Consider the following 23,143-nt stretch of genomic DNA (forward strand, 5'->3'; position numbering starts at 1 on the left):
CTATAGGCACTTTCGTTCCCTTCAGGAGGCTGAAATGCGCATTGGCGTTCCAACAGAAATCAAGAAACAGGAATCCCGTGTCGGTCTGACACCGGAAAGCGTCGGCGAACTGGTCCGGGCGGGCCATGAGGTCGCCATCCAGGACGGCGCCGGCCTCGGCTCCGGTTTCCAGAATGAGGACTACACCGCCGTCGGGGCGAAGATCCTGCCGGACGCCGATGCCGTCTTCAAAGCCGCCGAACTGATCGTGAAGGTGAAAGAGCCCCAGCCGGAAGAAACCGCCCGTCTCACGCCGGAACATACGCTCTTCACCTATCTCCACCTCGCACCCGATCCCGTTCAGGCCGAGGGCCTCAAGAAATCCGGCTGCCTGGCCATCGCCTATGAAACTGTCACCGACGCGCAAGGCGGCCTGCCGCTGCTCCGCCCGATGAGTCAGGTCGCCGGCCGCATGTCCATGCAGGTTGCCGCCTGGGCCCTGATGCGCACCAAGCGCGGCCGCGGCATCCTGCTGGGCGGCGTGCCGGGCGTGGCCCCGTCCAAGGTCGTCATCATCGGCGGCGGCGTCTCCGGCACCCATGCGGCAGAGATCGCGGTCGGCATGCGCGCCGACGTCACCGTCTTCGACCGCAACAATCGCCGCCTCGACGAACTCGACAGCGAATTCCGCGGCAGCCTGAAGACCATGTATTCCACGGCGCATTCCCTCGCCGAAGCCATCAAGGACGCCGACCTCGTCATCGGCGCCGTGCTGATCCCCGGTGCAGCCGCGCCGAAACTCATCACCAAAGCCCAGCTGAAGACGATGAAGCCCGGCGCGGTGCTGGTCGACATCGCCATCGACCAGGGCGGCTGTTTCGAGACCAGCCACGCCACGACGCATGAAGACCCGATCTATGAGGTCGACGGCGTGCTGCACTATTGCGTGGCCAACATGCCGGGCGCCGTGCCGCGCACGTCTACCTATGCCCTCAACAATGCTACCCTGCCCTTTGTGATGCAGATCGCGAACATGGGCGCGCGCGAAGCGATCAACGCCAATCCGCACCTCGCCAATGGCCTGACCGTGGATGGCGGCAAGATTGCCCACGAAGCCGTGGCACATGATCTGGGTGAAGAATACGTTCGCCCTGCCTGGCTCAAGGGCTGATCCCGGACACCACCGGACACATGACAAAACGCCGCCCGGAACAACTCCGGGCGGCGTTTTTTATTGCAGGCTAAAAATCAGGACAGCGCCGCAATCGCATCGTCGATGGTGGCGCGGGGCCGGTCGAGGATGGCGCTGATCTGGGCGCGCTGTTCAATGGCGAGCCACAGGCCCAGCACTTCCACGTCCACCACGCGCCATTCGCCGTTCCGCTCGATGACGCGCCAGCGCACTTTCATCGGGTCTTCGCCCTTGGGAGTGATCCGGGTTTCGACAATCGAGTCCGTTTCGCTCCGGTCTTTCGAGCCCAGCACGACGATGTCGGCTTCGCGGAAGGTGTCGGCATTCTCACGGAACGTGTCGGCCAGAAACACGCTGAGGGCGTCAGTGAACCGCGCCTGCTCCTCTGCGCTCACGCGGCGGGCGTGCTTGCCAAGTGCAAAACGGGCGACCGCAGCAACATCGATCGACCGGGTGAAGGCCTCCTCACCCTTCACGGGATCGGAAATGTCGGCGGCTGCCCCGGCGATGAGAGCCTCAGCCTCGGGACCTGCCAGAGCCGGCAACGGCGCCAGGGCGATGGCAACGGATGCGATGAGCGTGCGGAGCATGGAACTCAATCCTTCAGGTTGAACGACACACTACATATGGCGCGCCACCCCGCTGAGTTCCCCGCTTAACTATATAGTAATCATGCCGAATGCGCATGAGCCCGTCCCCTTGAAACCGGCGAATCCGAATCGGGCGCGGCTTTTGTGCCACATTGGGACATTTCTGTTTCAGGCTGACCCAGTCCCGGGCGGATTGTGGCGGGCTGGACACAATCACCTGTATCAAAAGGTATTTTTGGTGAACCGGCCGGTAACCATAAAAAGAACGCGTCCGCTGGCTTTCGTAGCCGGCCGGCAGGCGGCGAAGATCTGCCGGAGAAAAACGAACAGCGGATCAGGCGTGGTGCGCGCTGTGGGACTCGAACCCACACTCCCGAAGGATGGGGATTTTAAGTCCCCTGTGTCTACCATTCCACCAAGCGCGCGAACCGTCTGGTTGCCTTACTGGCATACACGCACAATCCGCCACAACACCATGTGTCATCGCAAGCAAACTGTGTATTTCCAGCAGATGGCCGCGGGTGTTGAGCCCCGCCGGGGTGGACTTGGCAGACCCTGCCGGGCGATGCTGCCCCGGCACGTGCGCACCCGCGCCGGACGGAGGAGACGATGCTGAAAGCCCTGCCCTTCCTGTGGTTCCTGCTCGCAGCCCTTGGCGCAGCCGCCCAGCTGTTCGTGGCGCGCATGTCGGGCGGAGATGCCATGGGCACGATGCTGATCAGTGCCGCATCTGCCGTGCTCATCACGACCGTCAGCACGATCGGCATGGCACTGGTCTATCTGCTGATCCTGCGCACGCGCCCGTCCCTCTCCGTGGCAATTGTCGGCTACAGCCATTTCTTCCTGGCTTGTGCCGCCTACACCGGCCAGACAATCGGCACGCTGGAGCGTAACCGCTACCTGGCCGGTACGGGTGACATGACGGCGGCCAGCTTCGCCTACACCGCCGCCGGCCTCGCCAGCCTGCTGGCCGGCATTGTCTTCATCCTGGCGCTGATCGTGGCGCTGAACACACGCCACGAACGCCTTGAGGATATTTTCTAGACGACACGCTCGAACACGGCGGCCAGGCCCTGCCCGCCGCCAATGCACATGGTCTCGACGCCATAGCGGGCTTCGCGGCGGTCCATCTCACGCAGCAGCGTGGTCAGGATGCGGACGCCCGTACAGCCGACCGGGTGGCCGAGCGAAATGCCGGAGCCGTTGACGTTCAGGCGGGTCATGTCGTCATCGCTGAAGTTCAGTGCCTTGGTGCAGGCCAGCACCTGCGAGGCAAAGGCTTCGTTCAGTTCGAAGAGGTCGATGTCCTTCAGCTCCAGCCCGGCGCGCGCCATGGCTTTCTCGGACGACGGCACCGGGCCGATGCCCATGACTTCCGGGCCGACGCCCGCCACCTGCCAGGACAGCATCCGGCCGAGCGGCTTCAGCCCATACTTGTCGGCCGCTTCGCGCGTACAGACGATACAGGCCGCTGCGCCGTCATTCTGGCCGGAAGCATTGCCCGCCGTAACGGTCGCGTCCGGGTCCACCTTGCCGCGGATGGCGCGGAGCGTGGAGAGTTTCTCCAGCGTCGAGTCGGCGCGAATATGCTCGTCCTTGTCGACCACTGTGTCCGCCTTGCGGCCTTTGACCGTGAACGGAACGATTTCCTCGTCGAACTTTCCGGCGGCCTGTGCCGCGGCGGCTTTCTTGTGCGAGTTATAGGCAAACTCGTCCTGTGCCTCGCGGGTGATCTGATAGTCGCGGCGGAGGTTTTCGGCCGTCTCGATCATGCCGCCCGGCACCGGGTGATACTTGCCGCCTGCGGTGTAGCGCCCGCGGGAGAGGCCGTCATGCAGGGTCAGGCCGTCGCCCTTCAGGCCCCAGCGCATTTCGATGGAAAAGAAGGGCGCATTCGACATGCTCTCCGCCCCGCCCGCGATGACGAGGTCGTTCGCGCCGGAGCCGACCTGCATGATGGCATTGATCACAGCCTGCAGGCCCGAGCCGCAGCGGCGGTCGATCTGGTAGCCGCCGGTCGTCGTTGTGAGGCCCGCATCGAGGGCCACCATCCGCCCGAAGGCCGGGGCCTCCATGGTCGGGTAGCACTGCGCGAAGAGACAGTCTTCGACCGCTTCGGCCGGCAGGCCGGTCCGCTTCATCAGCTCGCTGATGACATGGCTCGCCATTTCATGGGCATGCACGGTCTTGAAGCTGCCGCCAAAGCCGCCGACGGCAGTACGTACGGGTTCGCAGATTACAACATCTCTCATCGGGCTTATCCTTGCTGGTCACGGCCACGGGCGGTGACCTGTTTGCGGGCTTCTTCAACGGAATCGGCGGTGACGGAATTTGCGTGCTCGATGGAACGGCGCACTTCTTCCTTCATGGCATCGGCGAAGGGCATGCCGAAGCCGTCATCGATCAGGGCCTTGTACTTCTTCAGCAACACGGGCTGCGTGCCGCACATTTCGTGGGCGAGCTTCATGGCGGCGGGGACAAGTTCGTCGGCCTTGTAGACACGGTTCACGAGGCCCCAGCGCTCGGACATTTCCGCATCGATGAAATTGCCGGTGAAGGAGAGTTCCTTGGCCCGGCTGATGCCGATCAGACGCGAGAGTTTCTGCGACAGGCCCCAGCCCGGGACGATACCGACGCGGGCATGCGTATCGGCGAATTTCGCATTTTCAGAGGCAAGCAGCACGTCGCACATCAGGGCCAGCTCGAACCCGCCGGTGATGGCGAAGCCGTTGATCGCGCCGATGATTGGCCACGGATAGGCTTCCATCGCGGCGAGGATGTTGATCGCCTTGGAGTCTTCGTCGGCGCCAAGCGCAAAACCGGTCTGCCCCGCCTCTTTTAGGTCGACGCCGGCCGTGAAGGCACGGCCTGCCCCGGTCAGCACGACAGCGCGGATTTCGGCGTCGTCCTTCAACTCGGTAAACACACGCACGATCTCGGCGCGCAGCGCGCGGCTCAGCGCATTCAGCGCGTCCGGGCGGTTGAGGGTGACAAGCGCAACCGGTCCGTCGCGTTCAACAAGAATGATTTCGTCAGCCAAGGCGGCCTCCTTTATTTTCGTCAGTCTGGGAATTTTCAGGCCTGTTTCCGGCGAAACAGGTTCACGATGGCAATGATCAGGGCAACAAGCGCAATCGCCGCAGCCAGGAAGAAGAGGCCGAATTTCAGAGGCGTCAGCCATTCCTTGGCATCCAGCACATCGGCGGAGCCTTTCAGTGCCAGCGCCTGCACCGTGTTTTCGGTCAGGTCCACGATGATGGTCGCGAAGGCCGGCACGGCGGCGGCCTTGCCGAAGCTGCCGAAGAAGCGCAGCGCCATGCCGGCCAGAAAGCCGCCATAGGCCAGCGGGTAAGCCGTATCCAGCAACACGGTGACCCAGAAATGCACGTCCCGCTGCTCTGCGGTCATACCTGCCAGGATCTCGCGCGCCTGCACGGCAGACGCTGTCATGTCGAGGAAGGTGCCGCCGACCGCCTTGCTGAACACGCCGAAACCGGCACCGATGACGATCATCAGGACGAACAGCGTCCAGATGACCGGGGTTCGCTTCAGAAAGTCTGTCACGTATTGGCGTCCTCCAGCCGCTCGGGTCTTACGCCCGTTTGTTCGATGATCGCCGACAGTTTTGCGGCGACCTCTTCAATCAGCTCTTCATGGAGGGTGGAGGCGACGAGGTGGACCCCATTGTCGCCCACGGTCCGGAACCAGGGATAGGAGCCGAAGGAAACCTGCGGCATCTCCTTGGCGAGTTGGCCCAGCGGCTCGGCAATGTCCCCTTCCCGGAGGCCCGTGCCGCGGATCGTGATCTTGTGCACCACCGCGCCGGTTTCGAGGCGCGGGCCGATGTCTTCCAGCATGGCGCGGGCAACCTGCGGCACGCCAGCCAGGGTGAACACATTCCCCGTCTGGAAGCCAGGCGCGCCGGATACCGGATTGGCCACGACAGATGCGCCGTGCGGAATGCGCGCCATGCGCCGCCGTGCGGGCGTGTATTCGGTGCCCATCGCGGCATAGCGCTCGGCCAGCATGGCGGTGACTTCCGGGTGTTCTGAAATGCCGACGCCGAACGCCTTGGCGATGGCGTCTGCGGTGATGTCGTCATGCGTCGGGCCGATGCCGCCCGTGGTGAAGACATAGGTGTATTTCGCCCGCAGCTGGTTCACCGCTTCAACGATCTCGTCCTCGATATCCGGCACGGTCCGGCTTTCACGCACGGGGATGCCGAGCGGCGCCAGATAAGTGGCGATCTGCTGGAGATTGATGTCACGGGTCCGCCCGGACAGGATTTCATCTCCGATGAGGAGGACGGCGGCGGTCGGCGAGCTTTTATCGGTCATGCGAGTTCCATCTCCCAAGCAGCGTCACTCTGCAAGCGCGCGATAAACGAGATTAGCGGATTCCGACCGCAGGCTCCGGTCGAGGCCACCCGGAAAACGCTGGATCATGCCGATGAAGAAGAGGTCGTTCAACGGGTCGATCCAGAACCAGGTGCCTGCCGCCCCGCCCCAGTAATAAGTCCCTTCCGGCTGGCTGGCGCCGGTCGCCGACGGGTCGACATAGACCGCGAAATCCAGTCCGAACCCCTGCCCCGCCATTTGAGGATTGGGGCTAACGCCATCGGAAAACAGGCCGACGCCCTCCGGCAGCACATCCGTCCGCATCAGCTTCACCGTTTCCGGCTCAAGAATGCGGACGCCGTTCAGCTCGCCGCCATTCACCAGCATCTGGCAGAACCGGGCATAGTCGCCCATGGTCGAGACGAGGCCGTGCCCGCCCTTCTCCATGCCGATCTCGCCTTTCCGGAACGCGAAGCTCGCAGCCTCCAGCGGTACCAGCTCGCCCGTTTCGGGATCCGGCGTGAAGACATCGGAGAAGCGGACCCGCTTTTCCTCAGGCACATAGAAGCCGGTATCGACCATGCCGAGCGGGCCAAAGATCTCGTCCTGCAGGTATTGGCCGAAACGTTTTCCGCTCAGCTTCTCGACGATATAACCCTGCAGGTCGACGGCTGTGCTGTAGGCCCAGTTGGTGCCCGGCTGGTAGAGAAGCGGCACGGTGGCGAGCCGCGAAACATAAGTATCCATGTCCGGTGCAGCCAGCACTTCCGCCTCGGCGAACATCTTGTTGACCGGGTCGTCGCTGAACAGGCCATAGGCGAACCCGGCCGTGTGGCTCATCAGTTCCCGCATCGTGGCCGGCCGGTCCGTGTTCACGAGGATCGGCTCGCCAGCCTCATCGAACCCTTCGAACACTTTCAGATCGGCCAGTTCAGGCACAAATTTGGTGATCGGGTCGTCCAGACTGAAGGCACCGTCCTCATACAGGGTCATCAGGGCAACGCCCGTAACCGGCTTGGACATGGAATAGATGCGGAAGATCGTGTCCTCGGTGACTGGCGCCTGATCGGCCGCGCGGCGGATGCCGTACTGATCGTAATTGATGACCTGCCCGTCTTTCACCAGAAGCGTGGAGATGCCCCGCACCAGCCCGTCATCGACCGACTTGCGCATCGCGGCATCCAATGCGGCCAGTCCGTTTGCGGAAAAGCCCGCCGGAGACTCGGCGGCGTCCAGATGGTCAAACCTGACGACCTGCGGGTCCGCTGCAGGCGCCGTCGTGCAGGCCGCAAGCCCCAGAATGGCCAGGGATGACAGAAATACGCTTGGGTGCCAGTTCACGGACTTTTCCTCCCAGCCCCCGTGCGGGAGCTTCGTTCTTCGCTTCCCGGCACCCTACAGAGATCGGCGGCCGGGCGCCAAGCCGGAACGTTGCGGCATCCTACGCATTGTTCCTTCAGGTTCTGCCACAACAGGAGATTTCCCATGAAACGCACTGCCACCGCCATATGGAAAGGCAATTTGCGCGAAGGTACCGGAACGCTGGGCACGCAAAGCGGCGCCCTCGATGCCCACCCCTACTCCTTCAAGGCCCGGTTCGAGGATGAAAGCGGCAAATCGGGCACCAATCCGGAGGAATTGCTGGGCGCGGCCCATGCCGGCTGTTTCACCATGCAGCTCTCCCACCTTCTGGCCGAGGCCGGTCACCCGGCGGACGAGCTCAGGACAATGGCGACCGTCTCGGTCGAGCCAAAGGATGGCGGCGGGTTCGAGATCACGCGCAGCGCCCTCTCCCTGGAGGCAAAGGTGCCGGGCATCGAGCGGGACGTGTTCGAGGCCATTGCCGGCAAGGCCAAGACCGGATGCCCCGTCTCCGTTGCGCTCGGCGGCATCGACATCACGCTCGACATGACGCTCCACGGCTGAGCAAGGGTGGAAATTTTCCCTGTTTGCTGCCACATTGCAGCGCATAAGCAGAAAGTTTCCAGATGACCGACACGAACCTCCTCCTGCCCATGCGCACGGGCGAAATCCGCATTCACGATGCCGAAGGCTTCGCAGGCATGCGAAAGGCCGGGCGGCTGGTTGCGGAATGCCTCGACATGCTGGTGCCGGAAGTGAAGCCGGGCGTGACCACCGAACACCTCGACAACCTGATCCGCGAGTTCGTGCTGGACCATGGCGCGACCTCCGCGACGATCGGTTATCGCGGTTACCGCCACGCCTCCTGCATCTCGATCAACCATGTCATCTGCCACGGCATTCCGGGCCCGAAGCCGTTGAAGGAAGGCGACATCGCCAATATCGATGTGACGCTCATCATCGATGGCTGGCACGGCGACCATTCGCGCATGTACGGCGTCGGTGAAGTGAAGCGGAAGGCAGAGCGTCTGATGGACGTGACCTATGAAGCCATGATGGCCGGCATCGCTCAGGTGAAGCCGGGTAACCGTTTCGGCGACATCGGCGGCGCGATCAGCGAGATCGCCCGCAAGAACCGCATGTCCGTCGTCGAGGATTTCTGCGGCCACGGCCTCGGCCAGCTGTTCCATGACGAGCCGAACGTGATCCATTCCGCCGACTACAATACCGGCCCGGAACTGAAACCCGGCATGTTCTTCACCATCGAGCCGATGCTGAACCTCGGCCGCAAGGATGCGAACATCCTGCCCGACGGCTGGACGGCCGTGACACGTGACCGCCAGCTATCGGCCCAGTACGAGCATTCGGTTGGCGTCACCGAGGACGGCGTAGAGATCTTCACGACCAGCCCGAAAGGCTGGCACCAGCCGCACAAGGTGGCGCTCTAGCCCCCTATTCCTGGACAGGTTCCGGCGGAGGTGGCGGCGCATAGAAGGGCGCGGCCGCTTCCGGCATTTTGTCCATGGAAATGATGATGCCATGTTCTGCGGCGAGTTGGCCGATGACGGCGCCGGCCTCTTCGGCATTGGCCGGCTTCGCCTCTGCGATGCGCGGCCCGGCGGATTTCATGAATGCCTCGAACGAGCTGCCGGTCGTGGTCATGATCAGCTCGGTCGGTGTGTCGCTGCCATTCCAGAACATGTGCGCATGGCCCCGGTTGAGGGCGGCAAAGTCCCCCGGATTGAGGCGCAGCGTCTCGCCATTCGAGAGCACGTCGAGCGTGCCGGAGAGAACGTAGAAATATTCGTCTTCCAGGCTGTGCGTGTGCGGCGGCGAGCCTGGGCTCTTCGGCGGCAGCAGGAACTCATAGATCGTCACCTCGCCCGCCGATTCCTCGTTCGACAGGAGAAGACGGACCGGATGGAACGGATTGTCCACCATCTCGCCCGTGGCGGCACGGACCAGCTTGTCCGGATGATCAGCATGGTCCGTTATGGTCATGGCATGATCATCCGCATCTTCGTGCGGGTGCTCGCCATGTGCACAGGCGGCAAGGCCGAGTGCCACCGCAGGCAGGATTGCCGTAGTCAGTTTCATTGAGGTGCCCCCTTTTCTTTTCTGCAGGCCTCTTGGCGGGCCATGCCTGCGACGCTTCCACAAGAATTCACCCCCGGCAAGCGCGTCAAACCCACTTTGTCGAAACGGAATTTCGTGGTTTCTCCGCAAGGATGAAATCGGGAACGGACAAACCTCACTGGCAGGGACATCGCGAGCGCCTGCGCGGCAAGCTGCTGTCGCGCGGCGCTGCGGCGCTGGACGATTACGAGATTCTCGAAGTCCTGCTGATGGCCTTTATCCCCCGGCGGGACGTGAAGCCGATCGCCAAGGCGCTGGAGGCAAAGTTCGGCGGCCTGTCCGGCGTGTTGGCCGCCCCGGCTGCCGATCTCGTCAAGGTGGACGGCGTCGGCGAAACCGTTGCCGCCTATCTGAAAGCCGTGGCCGAACTGCAAAGCCGCGCAAGCCTGCAGGAGATTCGCAAACGCGAAGTGATCTCCTCCTGGTCGGCCCTGCTGGAATATGTCCGCCGGGAGATGCAGCACGAGACGCGCGAGCAGTTCCGCGTCCTCTTCCTGGACCGCAAGAACCAGCTGATTGCCGACGAAGTGATGAGCCAGGGCACGGTCGACCAGGCGCCTGTCTATCCGCGGGAAATTGCCCGGCGGGCGCTGGAACTGGCCGCCTCCAGCCTGATCCTGGTGCACAATCACCCGTCCGGCGATACCACCCCCTCGCGCGCCGACATCGACATGACCCGCGAAATCATCGATGCGCTCATTCCCTTCGAGATTGAGGTACATGACCACCTGATTGCCGGAACAGGCGGCGTCACCAGCTTCCGCACTGCAGGCCTGATCTGACGATTACCTTACGATAAGGCTTGCAGCGGGCGCGCTGGGCACTACCGTGGTGCCATCGCCAGCAAATGCTCCGGTCAGAAGGGCAACGCTGCATCGGAGGAGACTACATGAGCGATACGACAGCCGGCCCGGCGGCACAGCCTGGCCACATCACCGGTTTTGGCTCTCGTGGCTACAGGACGTACGTCTTGATGTCCCTCATGCTGGTCTACACGCTGAACTTCATCGACCGGTCCCTGATCGGCGTGGTCGGCCAGCCGATCATGGATTCCTTCGGCCTCAGCGATGCCCAGTGGGGTCTCCTGAACGGCCCGCCCTTTGCCCTCTTCTACGCCCTGATGGGCATTCCGATCGCCATGTGGGCCGACCGCGGCAACCGCGTCTTCATCATCGGTCTCTGTATCATCATCTGGTCGATCATGACGGCGCTTTGCGGCCTTGCAGCAGGCTTTATCTGGCTGTTGCTCTTCCGCGTTGGCGTGGCCATTGGAGAGGCCGGCTGTACGCCGCCTGCCAACTCGCTTATCACCGACTACTACCCGCCCAAGAGCCGTGCCAACGCACTCGGCATCTATTCCATGGGCGTCACCATCGGCGGCGTCCTGGCCCAGCTGTTTGGCGGCACAATCGCCTCCATCAAGGGCCCGGACATGGGCAACTGGCTGCATTCCCTCGGCCTTGGCTTCATGTTCGATCACCTCAACTGGGAAACGGTTGAAGGCTGGCGCATTGCTTTTGTGGTGATCGGCACACCGGGCGTGCTGATCGCAGCGATGATCTGGTTCACGATGAAGGAACCGCCGCGCGGACACTCAGATGCACCTTCGCTGCATATTGAGAAAGCCGGCATTCTGGAAGCCTTCAAGGAATTCGGGCGCAAGCCCACCTTCTGGACGCTGTCGCTCGGCGCCGCCTTCGTCGCCTTTGTCGGCTATGGCCTGTTCGCTTTCCAGACGCCGTTCCTGATGCGGGTGCACGGCGTCAGCCTGCATGATGCCGCCGTGAAGTTCGGCGCCCCGCTGTCCGCTGTGGCCGCAGGCGGCACCTTCCTGGGCGGCTATCTCTCGGAGAGGCTGTCACACCGTTTTCCGGCCGTATCGGCCTGGTTGCCGGGCGTCGGCCTGCTGATCGCCGTCCCGGCCTATTCCATCGCTTTCCTGACCTCGTCGCTGACTGTGGCCATCTTCTTCTGGGTCATCGCGGCGGTCACGCACTATGCCTATCTCGGCGCCCAGTACACAGTGGGCACAGGCATCGTCAGCCCGCGCGCCCGCGCCACAACGATTTCAGTGCTGCTGTTCATTGTCGCCCTGATCGGCAATGGGATCGGCCCGATGTTCACCGGCTGGATGAGCACGCATTTCATGGTGTCGAGCCTGGCCAGCCAGGGCCTCGCTGACCAGTTCGCCACGTTCGAACCGAAATTCTGCGGCGTGAATGTCGACCAGCTCGGTGCCGACGGCCCGGCCCTCTGCTCGGCCTATGCCGAAGGCCTGCGCCATTCGATGGTCGCCACTGTGATGATCTTCATCGTCGCGGCAGCCTTCTACTTTCTCGCAGCGCGCACGTTCATGCGCGACCGCTACGACCCCGCTGCACCTTCCGGACAAGGATGATTTCGACCCCGGTAGCTTAACAGGAGACGCCCATGACTGACGCCGCCTTGACCCGACCGGGACACGAAACGGGATACGGTTCTGCCGGATACCGTGCCTATGTCCTCAGCGCCCTGCTGGTCGTCTACATCTTCAATTTCATCGACCGGTCGATCTTCGCCATCCTGACCGAACCGATGAAGACATCACTGCAGCTGGAAGACTGGCACATGGGCGTGCTGGGCGGCCTCGCCTTTGCGATCTTCTACACGACACTCGGCATTCCGATTGCGCGCCTCGCCGAACGACGCAGCCGGATCGGCATCATTGTGATTGCCTTGTCCCTGTGGAGCCTGATGACCGTCCTGTGCGGCTTTGCCATGGGCTTCATGTCGCTCTTCCTGTTCCGCCTCATGGTGGGCGTCGGCGAAGCGGGCTGCACGCCGCCGGCCCAGTCCGTCATCGCCGATTATTTCAAACCCTCCAGCCGCGCGACGGCGGCCTCGATCTATGCGCTCGGCGTGCCGCTTGGCGGCATGATTGCCGGCCTCGCGGGTGGCCCGATCAACGACTATGTGACCGGCGACAATGTCCACCACCTGCTGGACAGCTGGGGCTGGACCTGGGCGGTCGAGATGATCGACTGGAAGAGTTTCGAGGGTTGGCGCATCGCCTTCATCGCCGTCGGCCTGCCGGGCGTTGTGATCGCCGCGATCCTCGGCTTCACCATCAAAGAGCCGCCGCGTGGCTATACTGATCCGCCGAACGCGTCCGGCATGCCGACAGAGCGCTCAAGCTTTGTAGCCGCCTTCAAGACGCTGATGAAGAAGCCGACCTATGTGCATGTCGTCACCGGCGCGGCCATCGCCTCCTTTGCCGGCTATGGCATTGCACAATTCTCCACCTCCTTCCTGCGCCGGACCCACGGCCTCAGCCTGACGGAAGCGGCGCTGATCTTCAGCCTCGTCATCGGCCTTATGGCGGCCATCGGCGTGTTCCTGTCCGGCTTCCTGGCCGACAAGATGTCGGTGCGCCATCCGAAAGCGCTGTCATGGATGCCGGCGCTCGGCATGGGCCTGTCGGTCCCGCTCTACTGGCTCGGCTACCTCGCCCCGACCGTGCCGCTGATGCTGCCGCCGCTGATGGCGGCCGCCTTGCTGCACTATTTCTATCTTGGCCCGATGTATGCCGTTTCCACCGGTGTGGCCGACGCCCGCACCCGGGCCACCGCCGTCGCGCTCACCCTGTTCGCGGTGAACCTGATCGGCATCGGCCTTGGCCCCACCCTGATCGGCATCCTGTCGACATTCCTGAAAACCATGATGCTCGGCGGATACGACCTCGGCCTGACGCTGGAGATCTGCAAGGATGTGACCGGCCTTCCCGACGCCCAGGCAGCGGCCTGCAACAGCGCCAATGCCCGGGGCCTGCAATGGTCGATCATCGTCTTCGCCACGCTCTATGGCTGGGCGGCCCTTCATTATCTTTGGGCCGGCAAGACACTGCAGCGTGACATGATCACCCGGTCGGCTTAATCGGGTGGCATGGCTGTCTACACTCAGGTTTCCGACGAGGCGCTCGCCGCCTTCCTAACCGAATACGATCTCGGCGCCGCGCTTTCCTTCAAGGGGATCGCGGAGGGCGTCGAGAACTCCAACTATTATCTTGAGACCGAAAAAGGCCGCTTCATCCTCACCCTGTTCGAGAAGCGGGTGAGTGCGGAAGACCTGCCCTATTTCGTCGCCCTGAAGCAGCATCTCGCCGCCAGGGGCTACCCCTGCCCGTCGCCCATCGCGGCACGGGACGGAAAGGCGCTGCGCACGCTGGAAGGCCGCCCGGCGCTGATCGTCTCTTTTGTCGATGGTCTCTCCCCCCGCAGGCCGAACGTCACCCAGTGCCGGGAACTCGGCGCCGGCCTTGCCCGCATGCACCTCGCCCTCGCCGACTTCGCCATGGAACGCGCGAACAGTCTTGGCCCGGCCGCCTGGCCGCGCCTCTGGACAGGCCGCGAAGCCGATGCCGATGCGCTGCAGCCCGGCCTCGCCGAGGCCATCGCGGGAGACCTCGCTGCCATCGCCGCCGCAAAACCTGCTGCGCTGAACCTGCCACGCGGCACGATCCATGCGGACCTGTTCCCCGACAACGCCTTCTTCCTCGGCGACACATTCTCCGGCGCGATCGACTTCTATTTCGCCTGCACCGACGCCCTCGCTTACGACCTCGCCATCTGCCTCAACGCCTGGGCGTTCGAGGATGGCGGCCGAGATTCCATCGACTATAATTTTTCCAAGGGCGCGGCCCTGATCGCGGGTTATGAAAGCGTGCGGCCACTGGAAGCCGCAGAACGCGAGGCCCTGCCTGTTCTTGCCCGTGGCGCGGCGCTGCGTTTCTTCCTGACGCGCCTCGTCGACTGGTCGTCGACACCGGAAGGTGCCCTCGTAAAGCCCAAAAACCCCCTCGAATATGCCGGACGTCTCGCCTTCCATCGCAAAGTGGAAACGGCGGAAGGCTATGGTGCATGACACGAAACTGGAAACAGTGGCTGAGGCTCATCCTCGCCGTCCTGTTTGCCCCCATCCTGGCCGCAGGCCTGGTCGCGGCGCTTCTCGCCATCATCATGGTACCTGACCTGGTCTTCCAGACCGAGATCGACTCCGCCACCTCCCGCCCGGCTACTGCACCGGAGATCATGGCCAGCCTGTTCGGTTTCGGCGCCATCGGCGGCGCGATGGGAATCGTCCTCGGCTGGCCTGCCATGATCCTTGGCGGCCTGCCGGTGCATGCCTGGCTGGTGCGCAAGGGCCGGACGGACTGGCTGCCCTACGCCCTGATTGGCCTCGGTGTTGGAACGATCACCATGCTGATCTATTTCCTCGCCACTGGCAGCTGGCGCGACCCGATGGGCTTGCTGGATGGCGGCCCGCTCCTGCTGTCCGGCCCGCTGACCGGCTTCCTTGCGGCGAGCCTCTTCTGGCTGATCCGCCTCCCACCCCGGATCCCGGCGCCATGACCGAAGCGCCCGGTTCCAGCCTGCCCGGCTATGCCGGCCCCGCGACACGGCGCAGTTTCCGGCGGATCAAGCTCGGCCTGTTCCTGTCCTCGCTGGCCGCTTGCCTGTTCGTCACCCTCATCGGTGTCGTCTGCACACGCATCATGGCGCTGGCGATGGGCATCACCGGCGCGGCGACCAATTTCGACATGCTGAGCAGCGGCGGCTTCCTCGGCGGGATGAGCGGCGCGTTCCAGCTGGCGAGCTATAATTTCCTGCTCTTCATGATCAATGTGCCCGCGGCGTGGCTGGCCCTCGGCTTTTCCATCGGGCGGTTTCCGTATCGTGGCATCATGCACCGCAAGCCCTACCTCCGCTGGGGCAGTATCTGGGGCGCCATCCTCGTCGGCGGCACGACCGGCTTTTTCGGCACGCTTGCCAGCATTCCGAGTGGCCTCGGCGCGTTGACCGGCGGCGTCTTCATCGGCGCGCTCGCAGGGGCGCTCTGCGGCTGGCTGTTCCATGCCATCGTGAAGCCCGCCAACCAGCTCGCCGATGTGGATATCGACGTCTTCTGAGACTTGAAAATTTCTCCTTTTGGTAGTATTTCTTACCCCCAATGATGGGAGGCTCAAGTATGAAACGCTTGGCTTTCGCGCTGGCGTCCCTGCCCCTTCTGGCCACCGGAACTGCCGCCGCTCAGACAGCCTGCTTCAGGGTGAACTGCCCGCCGCCGGATGCGGCCGGTCTGGGAGATACCGGCTTTTACGACTTTTACCGCGGGCTCTGGAACCTCGATCTCTACAGCGCCCGGACGCAGTGGAGTCTCTCCCAGGCAGACCCTTTCGAAAAGAATGAGGAATGCGTCGCGGCCTGTCGCCAGGCATACCTTCAGAACATCGCTGTCTGCCAGTCCGTCCATGGGACGCCCGAGATGAACGAGGATCCGGCCAATGCCCAGTCACGGCTGAATTGCGTGGATGCCATGCGCCAGCAGGAGATCCAGTGCATCAGCCCGTATACGCTGATGAACTGCCCATCCAGCTAACGCCGCGCTTGACGGCCCCGCCGAAGTTCATCACCTGAGGGCGATGACCGATCTTATCGAAATCTGGACCGATGGCGCCTGCAGCGGCAATCCCGGCCCCGGCGGCTGGGGCGCGCTGATGCGCTGGAACGGCCATGAGAAAGAGCTGTGGGGCGGCGACAAGGCCACCACCAACAACCGCATGGAAATGCAGGCCGTGATCGAAGCGCTGAACGCGCTGAAGAAGCCGTCAAAGATCACGCTGCACGTCGATTCCACCTATGTGAAAGACGGCCTGACCAAGTGGATCCATGGCTGGAAACGCAATGGATGGAAAACCGCCGCCAAGAAGCCGGTCAAGAATCAGGACCTCTGGATGGCGATGGACGAAGCCTGCCAGCGCCACGACATCACCTGGAAATGGGTGAAGGGCCATGACGGCGACCCAGGCAACGAAAAGGCCGACGAACTCGCCCGCCGCGGCACGGACGAAGCGCGCGGGCGCTAGACCAGAAGCTGCGCAGCGGCGGCCCTGAAATCGTCTTCGCCAGTGCCGGTCATCTCGATCACTGTCTCAGGGGCATCCTCCCGCCGCTTGCGGCTGCGGGCGTAGAGCGGGTCGTAATGCTGTTGCATCAGCTGGCGCGCCAGTTCGGTGAAATTCTTCTGCGCGGCGAGATCCAGCCAGGCCTCGATCGTCTCCTTTGACTGGATGCCTTTCAGCTTCCCGATCGCGGCGGAGAGGCGCGGCGCTTCCGCGATAATATCCGCATACGTCCGGACAAGGTAATCCGCCCGCACGCCGAGGCTCATATGCATCTCAATGCGGGGCGCGGCCAGCATGCTCCGCCACAGGCGCCTTGGCACGCGGCGGCGGCCGACCAGTGCCGACTCCGCCTCCACGAAGACCGGCTTCGACAGATCCATGCGGCGCAGCTGGTCCCAGATCTCGGTCTCGAACATGCGCTGCGCAGGCTGGGCGCCGTCGACATCGCCAAAGGCAGAGCCGCGATGATTGGCGAGGCCTTCCAGATCCAGCACCTGCCCGCCCTGCTCTGCCAGCGCGTGCAGCAGCGCCGTCTTGCCCGTGCCGGTCTGCCCGTCGATCAGATGCACCGGCAGCAGCGGCGCGTCGCAGTCGAGCCCGGTCACCACTTCCCGCCGCCAGGTGCGGTAGCCGCCCTTCACCACGCCTGTCGGCCAGCCGACAGAGGACAGGATCGTCGCCATTGCATTCGACCGCATGCCGCCGCGCCAGCAATAGACAAGCGGCCGCCAGCTTTTCGGCTTGTCGGCCAGCGCCGTCTCCAGATGGATGGCAATGTTGCGCGCCACGAGCGCCCCGCCGACACGGTTGGCGCGGAACGGGCTCTCCTGCTTGTAGATCGTGCCAACTTCTGCACGCTCGGCATTCGACAGGACCGGCAGGCTGATCGCGCCCGGCATATGATCGTCCGCAAACTCGGCCGGCGAGCGCACATCGATGATGGCGTCATAACGGGCGAGATTATCCGGGCTGAGATCGGTGACGGTTTCAAGATAAGGCATCTCCATGAGAGGTATCAGGTTTTCCCCGCTGCGCCAGAGCGTTAGACTGCTCCAAACCGGAGGAATCCATGGCAGACACGCTCACTGAACCGCGCCTCACCTCTCTCGCCCATGGCGGCGGATGCGGCTGCAAGCTCGCGCCCAATGTGCTGGCTGACATTCTATCAGACATGCCGCTCGCCATCGGCTCAAAAGACCTGCTGGTCGACGCTGGCACCAGCGACGATGCGGCCGTCTACAAGATCAACGAGACGACAGCGCTGGTGGCCACGACGGACTTCTTTACCCCCATCGTGGATGACCCGCACACGTTCGGGCGGATTGCAGCAACGAACGCGCTCTCCGATGTCTTTGCCATGGGCGCGAAGCCGATTTTCTCGCTCGCCATTGTCGGCATGCCCATCGGGCAGATTTCGCCGGAGACGATCCGCGCGATCCTCGCCGGTGGCCAGTCCGTGGCGGAGACTGCCGGTGCCCCGGTTGCTGGCGGGCATTCCATCGACGCGGCGGAACCGATCTATGGCCTCGTCGCCATGGGGCTCGTCGATCCCTCGCGCATTCTGATGAACTCGAATGCGAAAGCAGGCGATGTGCTGATCCTCGGCAAGCCGCTCGGCATCGGCATCTATTCCGCCGCGCTGAAGCGGGAAATCCTGGAACCGGCCCAGTATGAAGAGATGATCGCCTCCACGACGCGGCTGAACACGCCGGGTACGGATCTTTCCGCCATGGACGGCGTGCACGCTGCGACAGATGTGACAGGCTTCGGCCTGATCGGCCATGGCAGCGAAATGGCGCGCGGCGCGGGCGTGTCGCTGGTCATCGAAAAGGCAAAAGTGCCGGTGTTCGACGGTGCCCGGAAGCTCGCTGAAGACGGCGTAAAAACCGGCGCATCCGGCCGCAACTGGGACTCGGTCAAACACCTTGTCACGGGTGACATGACAGACGTGGAGCGCGACCTGCTCTGCGACCCGCAGACCAGCGGCGGCCTGCTCGTCTCCTGCGCGCCGGACGTGGCAGAGGATGTGCTCGCCCTCTTCGCCCGGCACGGCCACGACGCCGCCGCCATTGTCGGCCGTGTCGAGGCGGGGGCGCCTTCGGTTCAGGTCATCTGATCCGCCACCTGATCAGGGGGCGCACAGCCCCTCTTCCCGGACAAGATCGCGCCGTACCCGGTCGACATATTCGCCGGCCGTTTCGAATTCGGCTTTCGTCACGCTGAACTCGGACTCTGCGCTGCTATCGTCGAGCAGGTTCGCCGCCTCTTCGAGGCCGAGGCCGCGTTCCTCACGCAGATCGGCCAGAATTTGCGTCACCTTGAGAATGGCCGCCTTGTCGTCCGCACTCTGCGTGCTCAGCCCCTTGGTATAGCAGGCGCAATAGTCGGCAACGCTTTTGCCCTCGCGCGCCAGGTCCGGCTCGACCTCGGCATCGCCGCTGAGCATGGTGGTACAGATGGCGGCCGGGTTTCCACCCGCCGATGTGGACACGCCGCACGCCGCGAGCAGCGCGCAGGCAGAAGCCAGAATTGAAAGCCGTTTCATGTGATTTCCTTTGAGGGTCAGGACGCGCGGCAGCTCGCCGGATCGCGGCGGGCTTTCGACATCGCATCCTCGACCGGTTGGGCGCCCCGTTTCATGCGCTCTTCGGTGAGGCCATAGAGGCTGCCGTCCCGGTCATCCTCCATGAGTTCAGCCACATCCTCGGTGGAGAGGCCCGTGCCGTCCCGCATCTCGATGATCTTCGTCATCAGCGCATGATTGTCGGCACGGGTTTCCTCATCCAGCCCGGCTTCAATCTGCACATAGCAGGCGCAGAGATCATCCAGCGTTGCCCCGCGATTGGTGATGCGCAGCTCCAGCTGCGTGTCGCCGGAGACCATTGTCTGGCACAGCGCAAGCGGCTGCACAGCCTGCTCCGCCGGCGTGCTGGCACAGGCCGCAAGCGCGAACCCGGCCAGCAGGCTGGCGGATGTTTTACGTTTTCCCCACCGCATACGGATCAGGCCCCGCCGATCAGGCCGGAACCTTGCCGGCCAGCATGCCCATCATCTGGTTGGAGATGATGTCTTCAGCTTCAGCCATGATCCGGTCGATCAGTTCCTTACAGGTCGGGATGTCGTGGATCAGGCCCGCGACCATGCCGCAGCTCCACGCGCCGGCATCCATTTCGCCATTGACCATGATCTTCGGATAGACGCCGGCCACTTCATCGATGATGTCTTCGAACTTGATGTCGGCGCCAAGGCGCTTCTCTTTCTCAAGCAGGCTCTGCACGCCTGCATTGTTCAGCACACGCTCGGTATTGCGCAGCGGGCGCATGACGAGGCGGGTGTCGAGTTCGGACGCGGCGAGGATCGCCTGTTTCACATTCTCGTGCACCGGGGCTTCCTTCGTCGCGATGAAGCGCGTGCCCATGTTCATGCCCTGTGCCCCGAAGGCCAGCGAAGCAACCAGCGAACGGCCATCGGCCTGACCGCCGGAGGACACGAACGGGATCTCCAGTTCATCTGCGGCGCGCGGCAGCAGGATGAAGTTCGGCACGTCGTCCTCACCCGGGTGGCCGCCGCATTCGAAGCCATCGACCGAGACGGCATCGCAGCCGATCGACTGGGCCTTCAGCGCGTGACGCACGGCAGTACATTTGTGGATCACTTTGATCCCGGCGTCATGAAGGGCCGGCAGCACGGCAGACGGGTTGTTACCGGCCGTCTCGACCACTTTGACGCCGCCCTTGATGACGGCCTCGACGATACCCGGATAGTCCGGCGGCGTGGTCGACGGCAGGAAGGTGATGTTCACGCCGAACGGCTTGTCGGTCATGTCCTTGCAGCGGGCGATCTCATTGGCGAGGTCGGCCGGCGTTTTCTGGGTGAGCGCCGTGATGATGCCCAGCCCGCCCGCATTCGAAACGGCCGCGGCCATTTCCGCAAAGCCGACATAGTGCATGCCGCCCTGGATAATGGGGTGCTCGATGCCGAACATCTCGGTGATCTTGGTCTTCATGGAATGTCTCCTCCAGTCACGGTTTGCCCGTATCCTTGGAGGAATCAGCCTGTTCCGGCAAGAGTGACGAAAGGGAACCCTCCCGGCCCGTTATTATGAGACAGCGATAGACATCTCCGCCGGTTTGACGGACAAAAGCGCCATGAAACATTACATTCTTCTCAGCACCATCGCCCTTCTCGCCGCTTGCCAGACGGCGCCGCCGGAGCCTGCCCCAACGGAAAAGGTCATCGTAAAGGTGATCAAGAAGGTGGACACTCCGGCCCCTGCTGCGCCGACTGAAAGCCAGCAATGGCTCTACGGCTCGGCGGAATCCCGCATCACCATGGTGCAGAGCTGGAACGCCATCGCATCCTATGTTGAGGCCAAGGCGGAAAGCCGCCCGAATGCCAGCGTCGTGCTGGCACCCGGGGCAACGGCAGAGGCCGCCGACTTCCTCGCCTGCGGAGCGGACCAGCCGCTCGCTGCCGTGTTCGATGCCGACGAGACACTGATCTGGAACCTCGGCTCGATGGGCTATTTCACCCGGACCGGTGTCGGCTTCGATCCCGCCATCTGGGATGAGTGGGAAAAGACCGGCGCCGGCAAGGCCCAGGCCATTCCGGGCGTGAAGGACGCGTTCAAACGCATCCGCGATGCCGGTGTCGAGATCATCGTCAACACGAACCGCTCCAATACAAACATTCAGGGCTCCGCCGACACGCTGAAATCGGCCGGTCTCGGCGAGTTTGCCCACGGCCGGTCGCTCTATCTGCGCGGCGACGCACCCGACGGCGGCGCCAAGGATGGACGCCGTTACATGATTTCGGACAATTACTGTGTCATCGCCCTTGCCGGGGACCAGCTGGGCGACATTGCCGACATCTTCAACGACAAGGCCCTCACTCCGCCAGAACGCAAGGCGCTGACCGTCGCCCCGGCCTTCGACCAGATGTGGGGCAATGGCTGGTTCATCCTGCCGAACCCGGTCTATGGCCCGTCTCTGGCTGGCACGATGGAAGAGGTCTTCCCGGAAGATACATACTGGGAGCCGCCGAAGCAGGAGGACTAGGAAATGAAGGTCTTCATCCATGGCGTGCCGGACACGCCGCACCTCTGGAAGCCGCTGATCGCGGCGCTTGGCCTTCAGCCATCTGAGTATTTCGCGCCTGCCCTGCCCGGCTTCGGCACGCCGCTGCCGAAAGGCTTTGCCTGCACCAAGGACGCCTATGCCGACCATCTGATTGGCGAGATCGAGAAGCTTGGCCAAAAGATCGATCTTGTCGGCCATGACTGGGGCGCGCTCCTGTCCCTGCGCATTGCCAGCCTGCGGCCGGACCTGATCCGCACCTGGTGCGTCACCAATGCGGTGATCGACCCGGACTATCGCGGCCACCAGACGGCGCGGATGTGGGCGACGCCCCTGCTCGGCGAATTCGTTATGCTGAACATGCGCAACAAGCCGCGCCTTGAAGCCGCCCTCGTCGAAGGCGGCATGCCGGCCGGTCTTGCGAAGGAAGAAGTGCCGCTGATCGACAAGACGATGCGCCAATCCATCCTGAAGCTCTACCGCTCGGCCGTGGGCCTGCGCTTCTCCGGCGACTGGGTCAGCGACCTCGCCAACCTCCCCCGTCCGGGCCAACTCTTCTGGGGCGAGACCGACCCCTATGTCGACCTCTCCGTCGCCGAGCGCTTCTCGAAAAACCACAACGTGCCCCTGCACATCGAAAACGGCGCCGGCCACTGGGCCTGCGCCGAACGCGCAGATGCGTTCGCCGCCGTGCTGAAAGCGCTCTGGGCAAAGGGCTGATCCGGCATAGTCATTTATAGTCCGGTATGGTCATGGGTCGTCATGCATGGTCATGGCGTAGTCGGATCTAATCCGCCGCCAGTCACCCAACGCACGCCCGTGTCATCCCGGAATTTGCGCAGCAAATATCCGGGAGCCAGCACGCGCCCGTGCTTCGACTTCGCTCAGCATGAGCGCTTCAAAAGTGCGGACTCATCCTGAGCGAAGTCGAAGGATGAACGGCAAAGGAACAAGATCCCGGATAAGCGCTGCGCGCTTTCCGGGATGACGCGTGGAGGGGGCTATCCACCAGTTGGCAAGGCCCATCCTGCTGCAACCACTCACCCCAAAACAAACTTATCCAACACCTCCGTGGCCTGACGTATAGTCAGCCCCATGTCACTCTTTCACCCACCCGCCTGGTTCCCGCCGCAGCTTGCCTTTCTCTGGCCCATTATCTGGGTCCAGGTGCTGATGCTGCGCGCACAGATCCGGGCCGCCTATGGCCGGGGTGTCGTGTATCGCTGGAGCGTGACGGACAATCTGCGCGTCTATCTGGTCAGCATTGAATGGATGCCGGGGCAGAAAAAAGAACGGACGCATCTGCAGCCCGCTTCGCATTATAACGACCGCCTCGCCGCGGCGTGCGATGGCCGTGCGGCAGCCCCCGCCCATTTCCACTTGCTGCCCCTTCTCCTTGGGGAGAAGGGGTTGGGGATGAGGGGTAAAGGCGCTTCCGCACGCGCAGCACTTGCAGAAACGTCGCGCCCCCTCACCCCAACCCCTCTCCCCAAGGAGAGGGGCTTGCCTTTGCCGGAAACCTGACGCCAACC

The 23,143-nt window shown here is 63.4% G+C and carries 27 protein-coding genes and 1 tRNA gene; 16 read left to right on the forward strand and 12 right to left on the reverse strand.

Annotated elements, in window-relative coordinates; all coding sequences use genetic code 11:
* The first annotated feature begins 34 nt into the window (after positions 1-34).
* Positions 35-1,150 carry an alanine dehydrogenase gene (gene ald, locus HJA_RS01085; RefSeq protein ID WP_035577143.1) on the forward strand — a complete coding sequence of 372 codons (1,116 nt, stop codon included), beginning with the start codon at positions 35-37 and terminating at the stop codon, positions 1,148-1,150.
* Between the two features lie 77 nt (positions 1,151-1,227).
* Here the strand turns inward: ald and HJA_RS17715 are convergent, their stop codons facing one another.
* Positions 1,228-1,761 carry an MlaC/ttg2D family ABC transporter substrate-binding protein gene (locus HJA_RS17715; RefSeq protein WP_051597227.1) on the reverse strand — a complete coding sequence of 178 codons (534 nt, stop codon included), beginning with the start codon at positions 1,759-1,761 and terminating at the stop codon, positions 1,228-1,230.
* Between the two features lie 341 nt (positions 1,762-2,102).
* Positions 2,103-2,186, reverse strand: a tRNA-Leu gene (locus tag HJA_RS01095).
* A 184-nt stretch (positions 2,187-2,370) separates the two neighbouring features.
* Here HJA_RS01095 and HJA_RS01100 point away from each other — a divergent pair.
* The gene (locus tag HJA_RS01100; RefSeq protein ID WP_035577146.1) at positions 2,371-2,805 is read left to right on the forward strand and encodes a hypothetical protein; all 435 of its coding nucleotides are present in this window, start codon (positions 2,371-2,373) and stop codon (positions 2,803-2,805) included.
* On the opposite strand, the gene HJA_RS01105 is transcribed toward HJA_RS01100, so the two are convergent.
* Genes HJA_RS01105 through HJA_RS01125 form a run of 5 tightly spaced genes read right to left on the reverse strand, consistent with a single transcriptional unit; the run spans position 2,802 to position 7,439 of the window.
* Positions 2,802-4,013, reverse strand: coding sequence for an acetyl-CoA C-acetyltransferase (locus tag HJA_RS01105; RefSeq protein ID WP_035577148.1), 1,212 nt, complete (start codon positions 4,011-4,013; stop codon positions 2,802-2,804). The two genes, HJA_RS01100 and HJA_RS01105, sit on opposite strands and share 4 nt — an antisense overlap.
* A 5-nt stretch (positions 4,014-4,018) precedes the next feature.
* Positions 4,019-4,801 (reverse strand): enoyl-CoA hydratase, encoded by a 783-nt coding sequence (locus tag HJA_RS01110; RefSeq protein WP_155839824.1) that lies wholly within the window; start codon positions 4,799-4,801, stop codon positions 4,019-4,021.
* A 35-nt stretch (positions 4,802-4,836) separates the two neighbouring features.
* A complete protein-coding gene (locus HJA_RS01115) occupies positions 4,837-5,325 on the reverse strand; it encodes a hypothetical protein (protein WP_035577151.1) in 489 nt (162 codons plus the stop codon).
* On the reverse strand, positions 5,322-6,098 hold the full coding sequence (locus HJA_RS01120; protein WP_035577154.1) for a competence/damage-inducible protein A: 777 nt from the start codon (positions 6,096-6,098) through the stop codon (positions 5,322-5,324). Before HJA_RS01120 ends, HJA_RS01115 begins: the two co-directional genes overlap by 4 nt.
* A 24-nt stretch (positions 6,099-6,122) precedes the next feature.
* Positions 6,123-7,439 (reverse strand): serine hydrolase domain-containing protein, encoded by a 1,317-nt coding sequence (locus tag HJA_RS01125; RefSeq protein WP_035577157.1) that lies wholly within the window; start codon positions 7,437-7,439, stop codon positions 6,123-6,125.
* A gap of 144 nt (positions 7,440-7,583) precedes the next feature.
* Between HJA_RS01125 and HJA_RS01130 the strand changes: the two genes are divergently transcribed.
* Together HJA_RS01130 and map are read left to right on the forward strand one after the other, a co-directional pair.
* Complete coding sequence (locus HJA_RS01130) at positions 7,584-8,024, forward strand: OsmC family protein (RefSeq protein ID WP_035577158.1); 441 nt, start codon at positions 7,584-7,586, stop codon at positions 8,022-8,024.
* 62 nt (positions 8,025-8,086) lie between these two features.
* Complete coding sequence (map, locus tag HJA_RS01135; protein WP_035577161.1) at positions 8,087-8,908, forward strand: type I methionyl aminopeptidase; 822 nt, start codon at positions 8,087-8,089, stop codon at positions 8,906-8,908.
* 4 nt (positions 8,909-8,912) lie between these two features.
* On the opposite strand, the gene HJA_RS17720 is transcribed toward map, so the two are convergent.
* Positions 8,913-9,557: a cupin domain-containing protein gene (locus HJA_RS17720; protein ID WP_051597228.1), complete on the reverse strand. Its 645-nt coding sequence runs from the start codon at positions 9,555-9,557 to the stop codon at positions 8,913-8,915.
* A gap of 131 nt (positions 9,558-9,688) precedes the next feature.
* Between HJA_RS17720 and radC the strand changes: the two genes are divergently transcribed.
* The 8 genes from radC to rnhA all read left to right on the forward strand — a co-directional run bounded on the left by radC (position 9,689) and on the right by rnhA (position 16,497).
* Positions 9,689-10,378, forward strand: coding sequence for a RadC family protein (radC, locus tag HJA_RS01145; protein WP_051597229.1), 690 nt, complete (start codon positions 9,689-9,691; stop codon positions 10,376-10,378).
* A gap of 107 nt (positions 10,379-10,485) precedes the next feature.
* Complete coding sequence (locus tag HJA_RS01150) at positions 10,486-11,994, forward strand: spinster family MFS transporter (RefSeq protein ID WP_035577164.1); 1,509 nt, start codon at positions 10,486-10,488, stop codon at positions 11,992-11,994.
* 32 nt (positions 11,995-12,026) lie between these two features.
* Positions 12,027-13,508 carry a spinster family MFS transporter gene (locus tag HJA_RS01155; RefSeq protein ID WP_035577168.1) on the forward strand — a complete coding sequence of 494 codons (1,482 nt, stop codon included), beginning with the start codon at positions 12,027-12,029 and terminating at the stop codon, positions 13,506-13,508.
* A gap of 9 nt (positions 13,509-13,517) precedes the next feature.
* Positions 13,518-14,495 (forward strand): homoserine kinase, encoded by a 978-nt coding sequence (gene thrB, locus HJA_RS01160; RefSeq protein WP_035577171.1) that lies wholly within the window; start codon positions 13,518-13,520, stop codon positions 14,493-14,495.
* Positions 14,492-14,983 (forward strand): hypothetical protein, encoded by a 492-nt coding sequence (locus tag HJA_RS01165; RefSeq protein WP_035577174.1) that lies wholly within the window; start codon positions 14,492-14,494, stop codon positions 14,981-14,983. Before thrB ends, HJA_RS01165 begins: the two co-directional genes overlap by 4 nt.
* Positions 14,980-15,540, forward strand: a complete 561-nt coding sequence (locus HJA_RS01170) for a hypothetical protein (RefSeq protein WP_035577175.1) — start codon at positions 14,980-14,982, stop codon at positions 15,538-15,540. Before HJA_RS01165 ends, HJA_RS01170 begins: the two co-directional genes overlap by 4 nt.
* 59 nt (positions 15,541-15,599) lie before the next feature.
* A complete protein-coding gene (locus HJA_RS01175; protein ID WP_035577178.1) occupies positions 15,600-16,010 on the forward strand; it encodes a hypothetical protein in 411 nt (136 codons plus the stop codon).
* Positions 16,011-16,053: 43 nt separating this feature from the next.
* The gene (rnhA, locus tag HJA_RS01180) at positions 16,054-16,497 is read left to right on the forward strand and encodes a ribonuclease HI (protein ID WP_035577180.1); all 444 of its coding nucleotides are present in this window, start codon (positions 16,054-16,056) and stop codon (positions 16,495-16,497) included.
* Here the strand turns inward: rnhA and mnmH are convergent.
* The gene (gene mnmH, locus HJA_RS01185; protein WP_206741650.1) at positions 16,494-17,543 is read right to left on the reverse strand and encodes a tRNA 2-selenouridine(34) synthase MnmH; all 1,050 of its coding nucleotides are present in this window, start codon (positions 17,541-17,543) and stop codon (positions 16,494-16,496) included. The genes rnhA and mnmH overlap by 4 nt on opposite strands.
* A gap of 62 nt (positions 17,544-17,605) precedes the next feature.
* Between mnmH and selD the strand changes: the two genes are divergently transcribed.
* Positions 17,606-18,652, forward strand: coding sequence for a selenide, water dikinase SelD (gene selD, locus HJA_RS01190; RefSeq protein WP_035577182.1), 1,047 nt, complete (start codon positions 17,606-17,608; stop codon positions 18,650-18,652).
* Positions 18,653-18,664: 12 nt separating this feature from the next.
* Here selD and HJA_RS01195 read toward each other — a convergent pair whose 3' ends face one another.
* Genes HJA_RS01195 through HJA_RS01205 form a run of 3 tightly spaced genes read right to left on the reverse strand, consistent with a single transcriptional unit; the run spans position 18,665 to position 20,542 of the window.
* On the reverse strand, positions 18,665-19,081 hold the full coding sequence (locus tag HJA_RS01195) for a hypothetical protein (protein ID WP_035577183.1): 417 nt from the start codon (positions 19,079-19,081) through the stop codon (positions 18,665-18,667).
* Between the two features lie 17 nt (positions 19,082-19,098).
* A complete protein-coding gene (locus tag HJA_RS01200) occupies positions 19,099-19,533 on the reverse strand; it encodes a hypothetical protein (protein WP_035577185.1) in 435 nt (144 codons plus the stop codon).
* Between the two features lie 19 nt (positions 19,534-19,552).
* A complete protein-coding gene (locus HJA_RS01205; RefSeq protein ID WP_035577187.1) occupies positions 19,553-20,542 on the reverse strand; it encodes an NAD(P)H-dependent flavin oxidoreductase in 990 nt (329 codons plus the stop codon).
* 142 nt (positions 20,543-20,684) lie between these two features.
* On the opposite strand from HJA_RS01205, the gene HJA_RS01210 reads away from it, so the two are divergent.
* The 3 genes from HJA_RS01210 (at position 20,685) to HJA_RS01220 (ending at position 23,135) form a co-directional block, all read left to right on the forward strand.
* On the forward strand, positions 20,685-21,593 hold the full coding sequence (locus tag HJA_RS01210) for a 5'-nucleotidase, lipoprotein e(P4) family (RefSeq protein WP_035577925.1): 909 nt from the start codon (positions 20,685-20,687) through the stop codon (positions 21,591-21,593).
* A gap of 3 nt (positions 21,594-21,596) precedes the next feature.
* Complete coding sequence (locus tag HJA_RS01215) at positions 21,597-22,331, forward strand: alpha/beta fold hydrolase (RefSeq protein ID WP_035577189.1); 735 nt, start codon at positions 21,597-21,599, stop codon at positions 22,329-22,331.
* A gap of 375 nt (positions 22,332-22,706) precedes the next feature.
* A complete protein-coding gene (locus HJA_RS01220) occupies positions 22,707-23,135 on the forward strand; it encodes a hypothetical protein (RefSeq protein ID WP_035577191.1) in 429 nt (142 codons plus the stop codon).
* Positions 23,136-23,143: the final 8 nt, after the last annotated feature.

Origin of the sequence: Hyphomonas jannaschiana VP2 (assembly GCF_000685215.1) — a bacterium.
In the GTDB taxonomy this organism is placed as follows: domain Bacteria; phylum Pseudomonadota; class Alphaproteobacteria; order Caulobacterales; family Hyphomonadaceae; genus Hyphomonas; species Hyphomonas jannaschiana.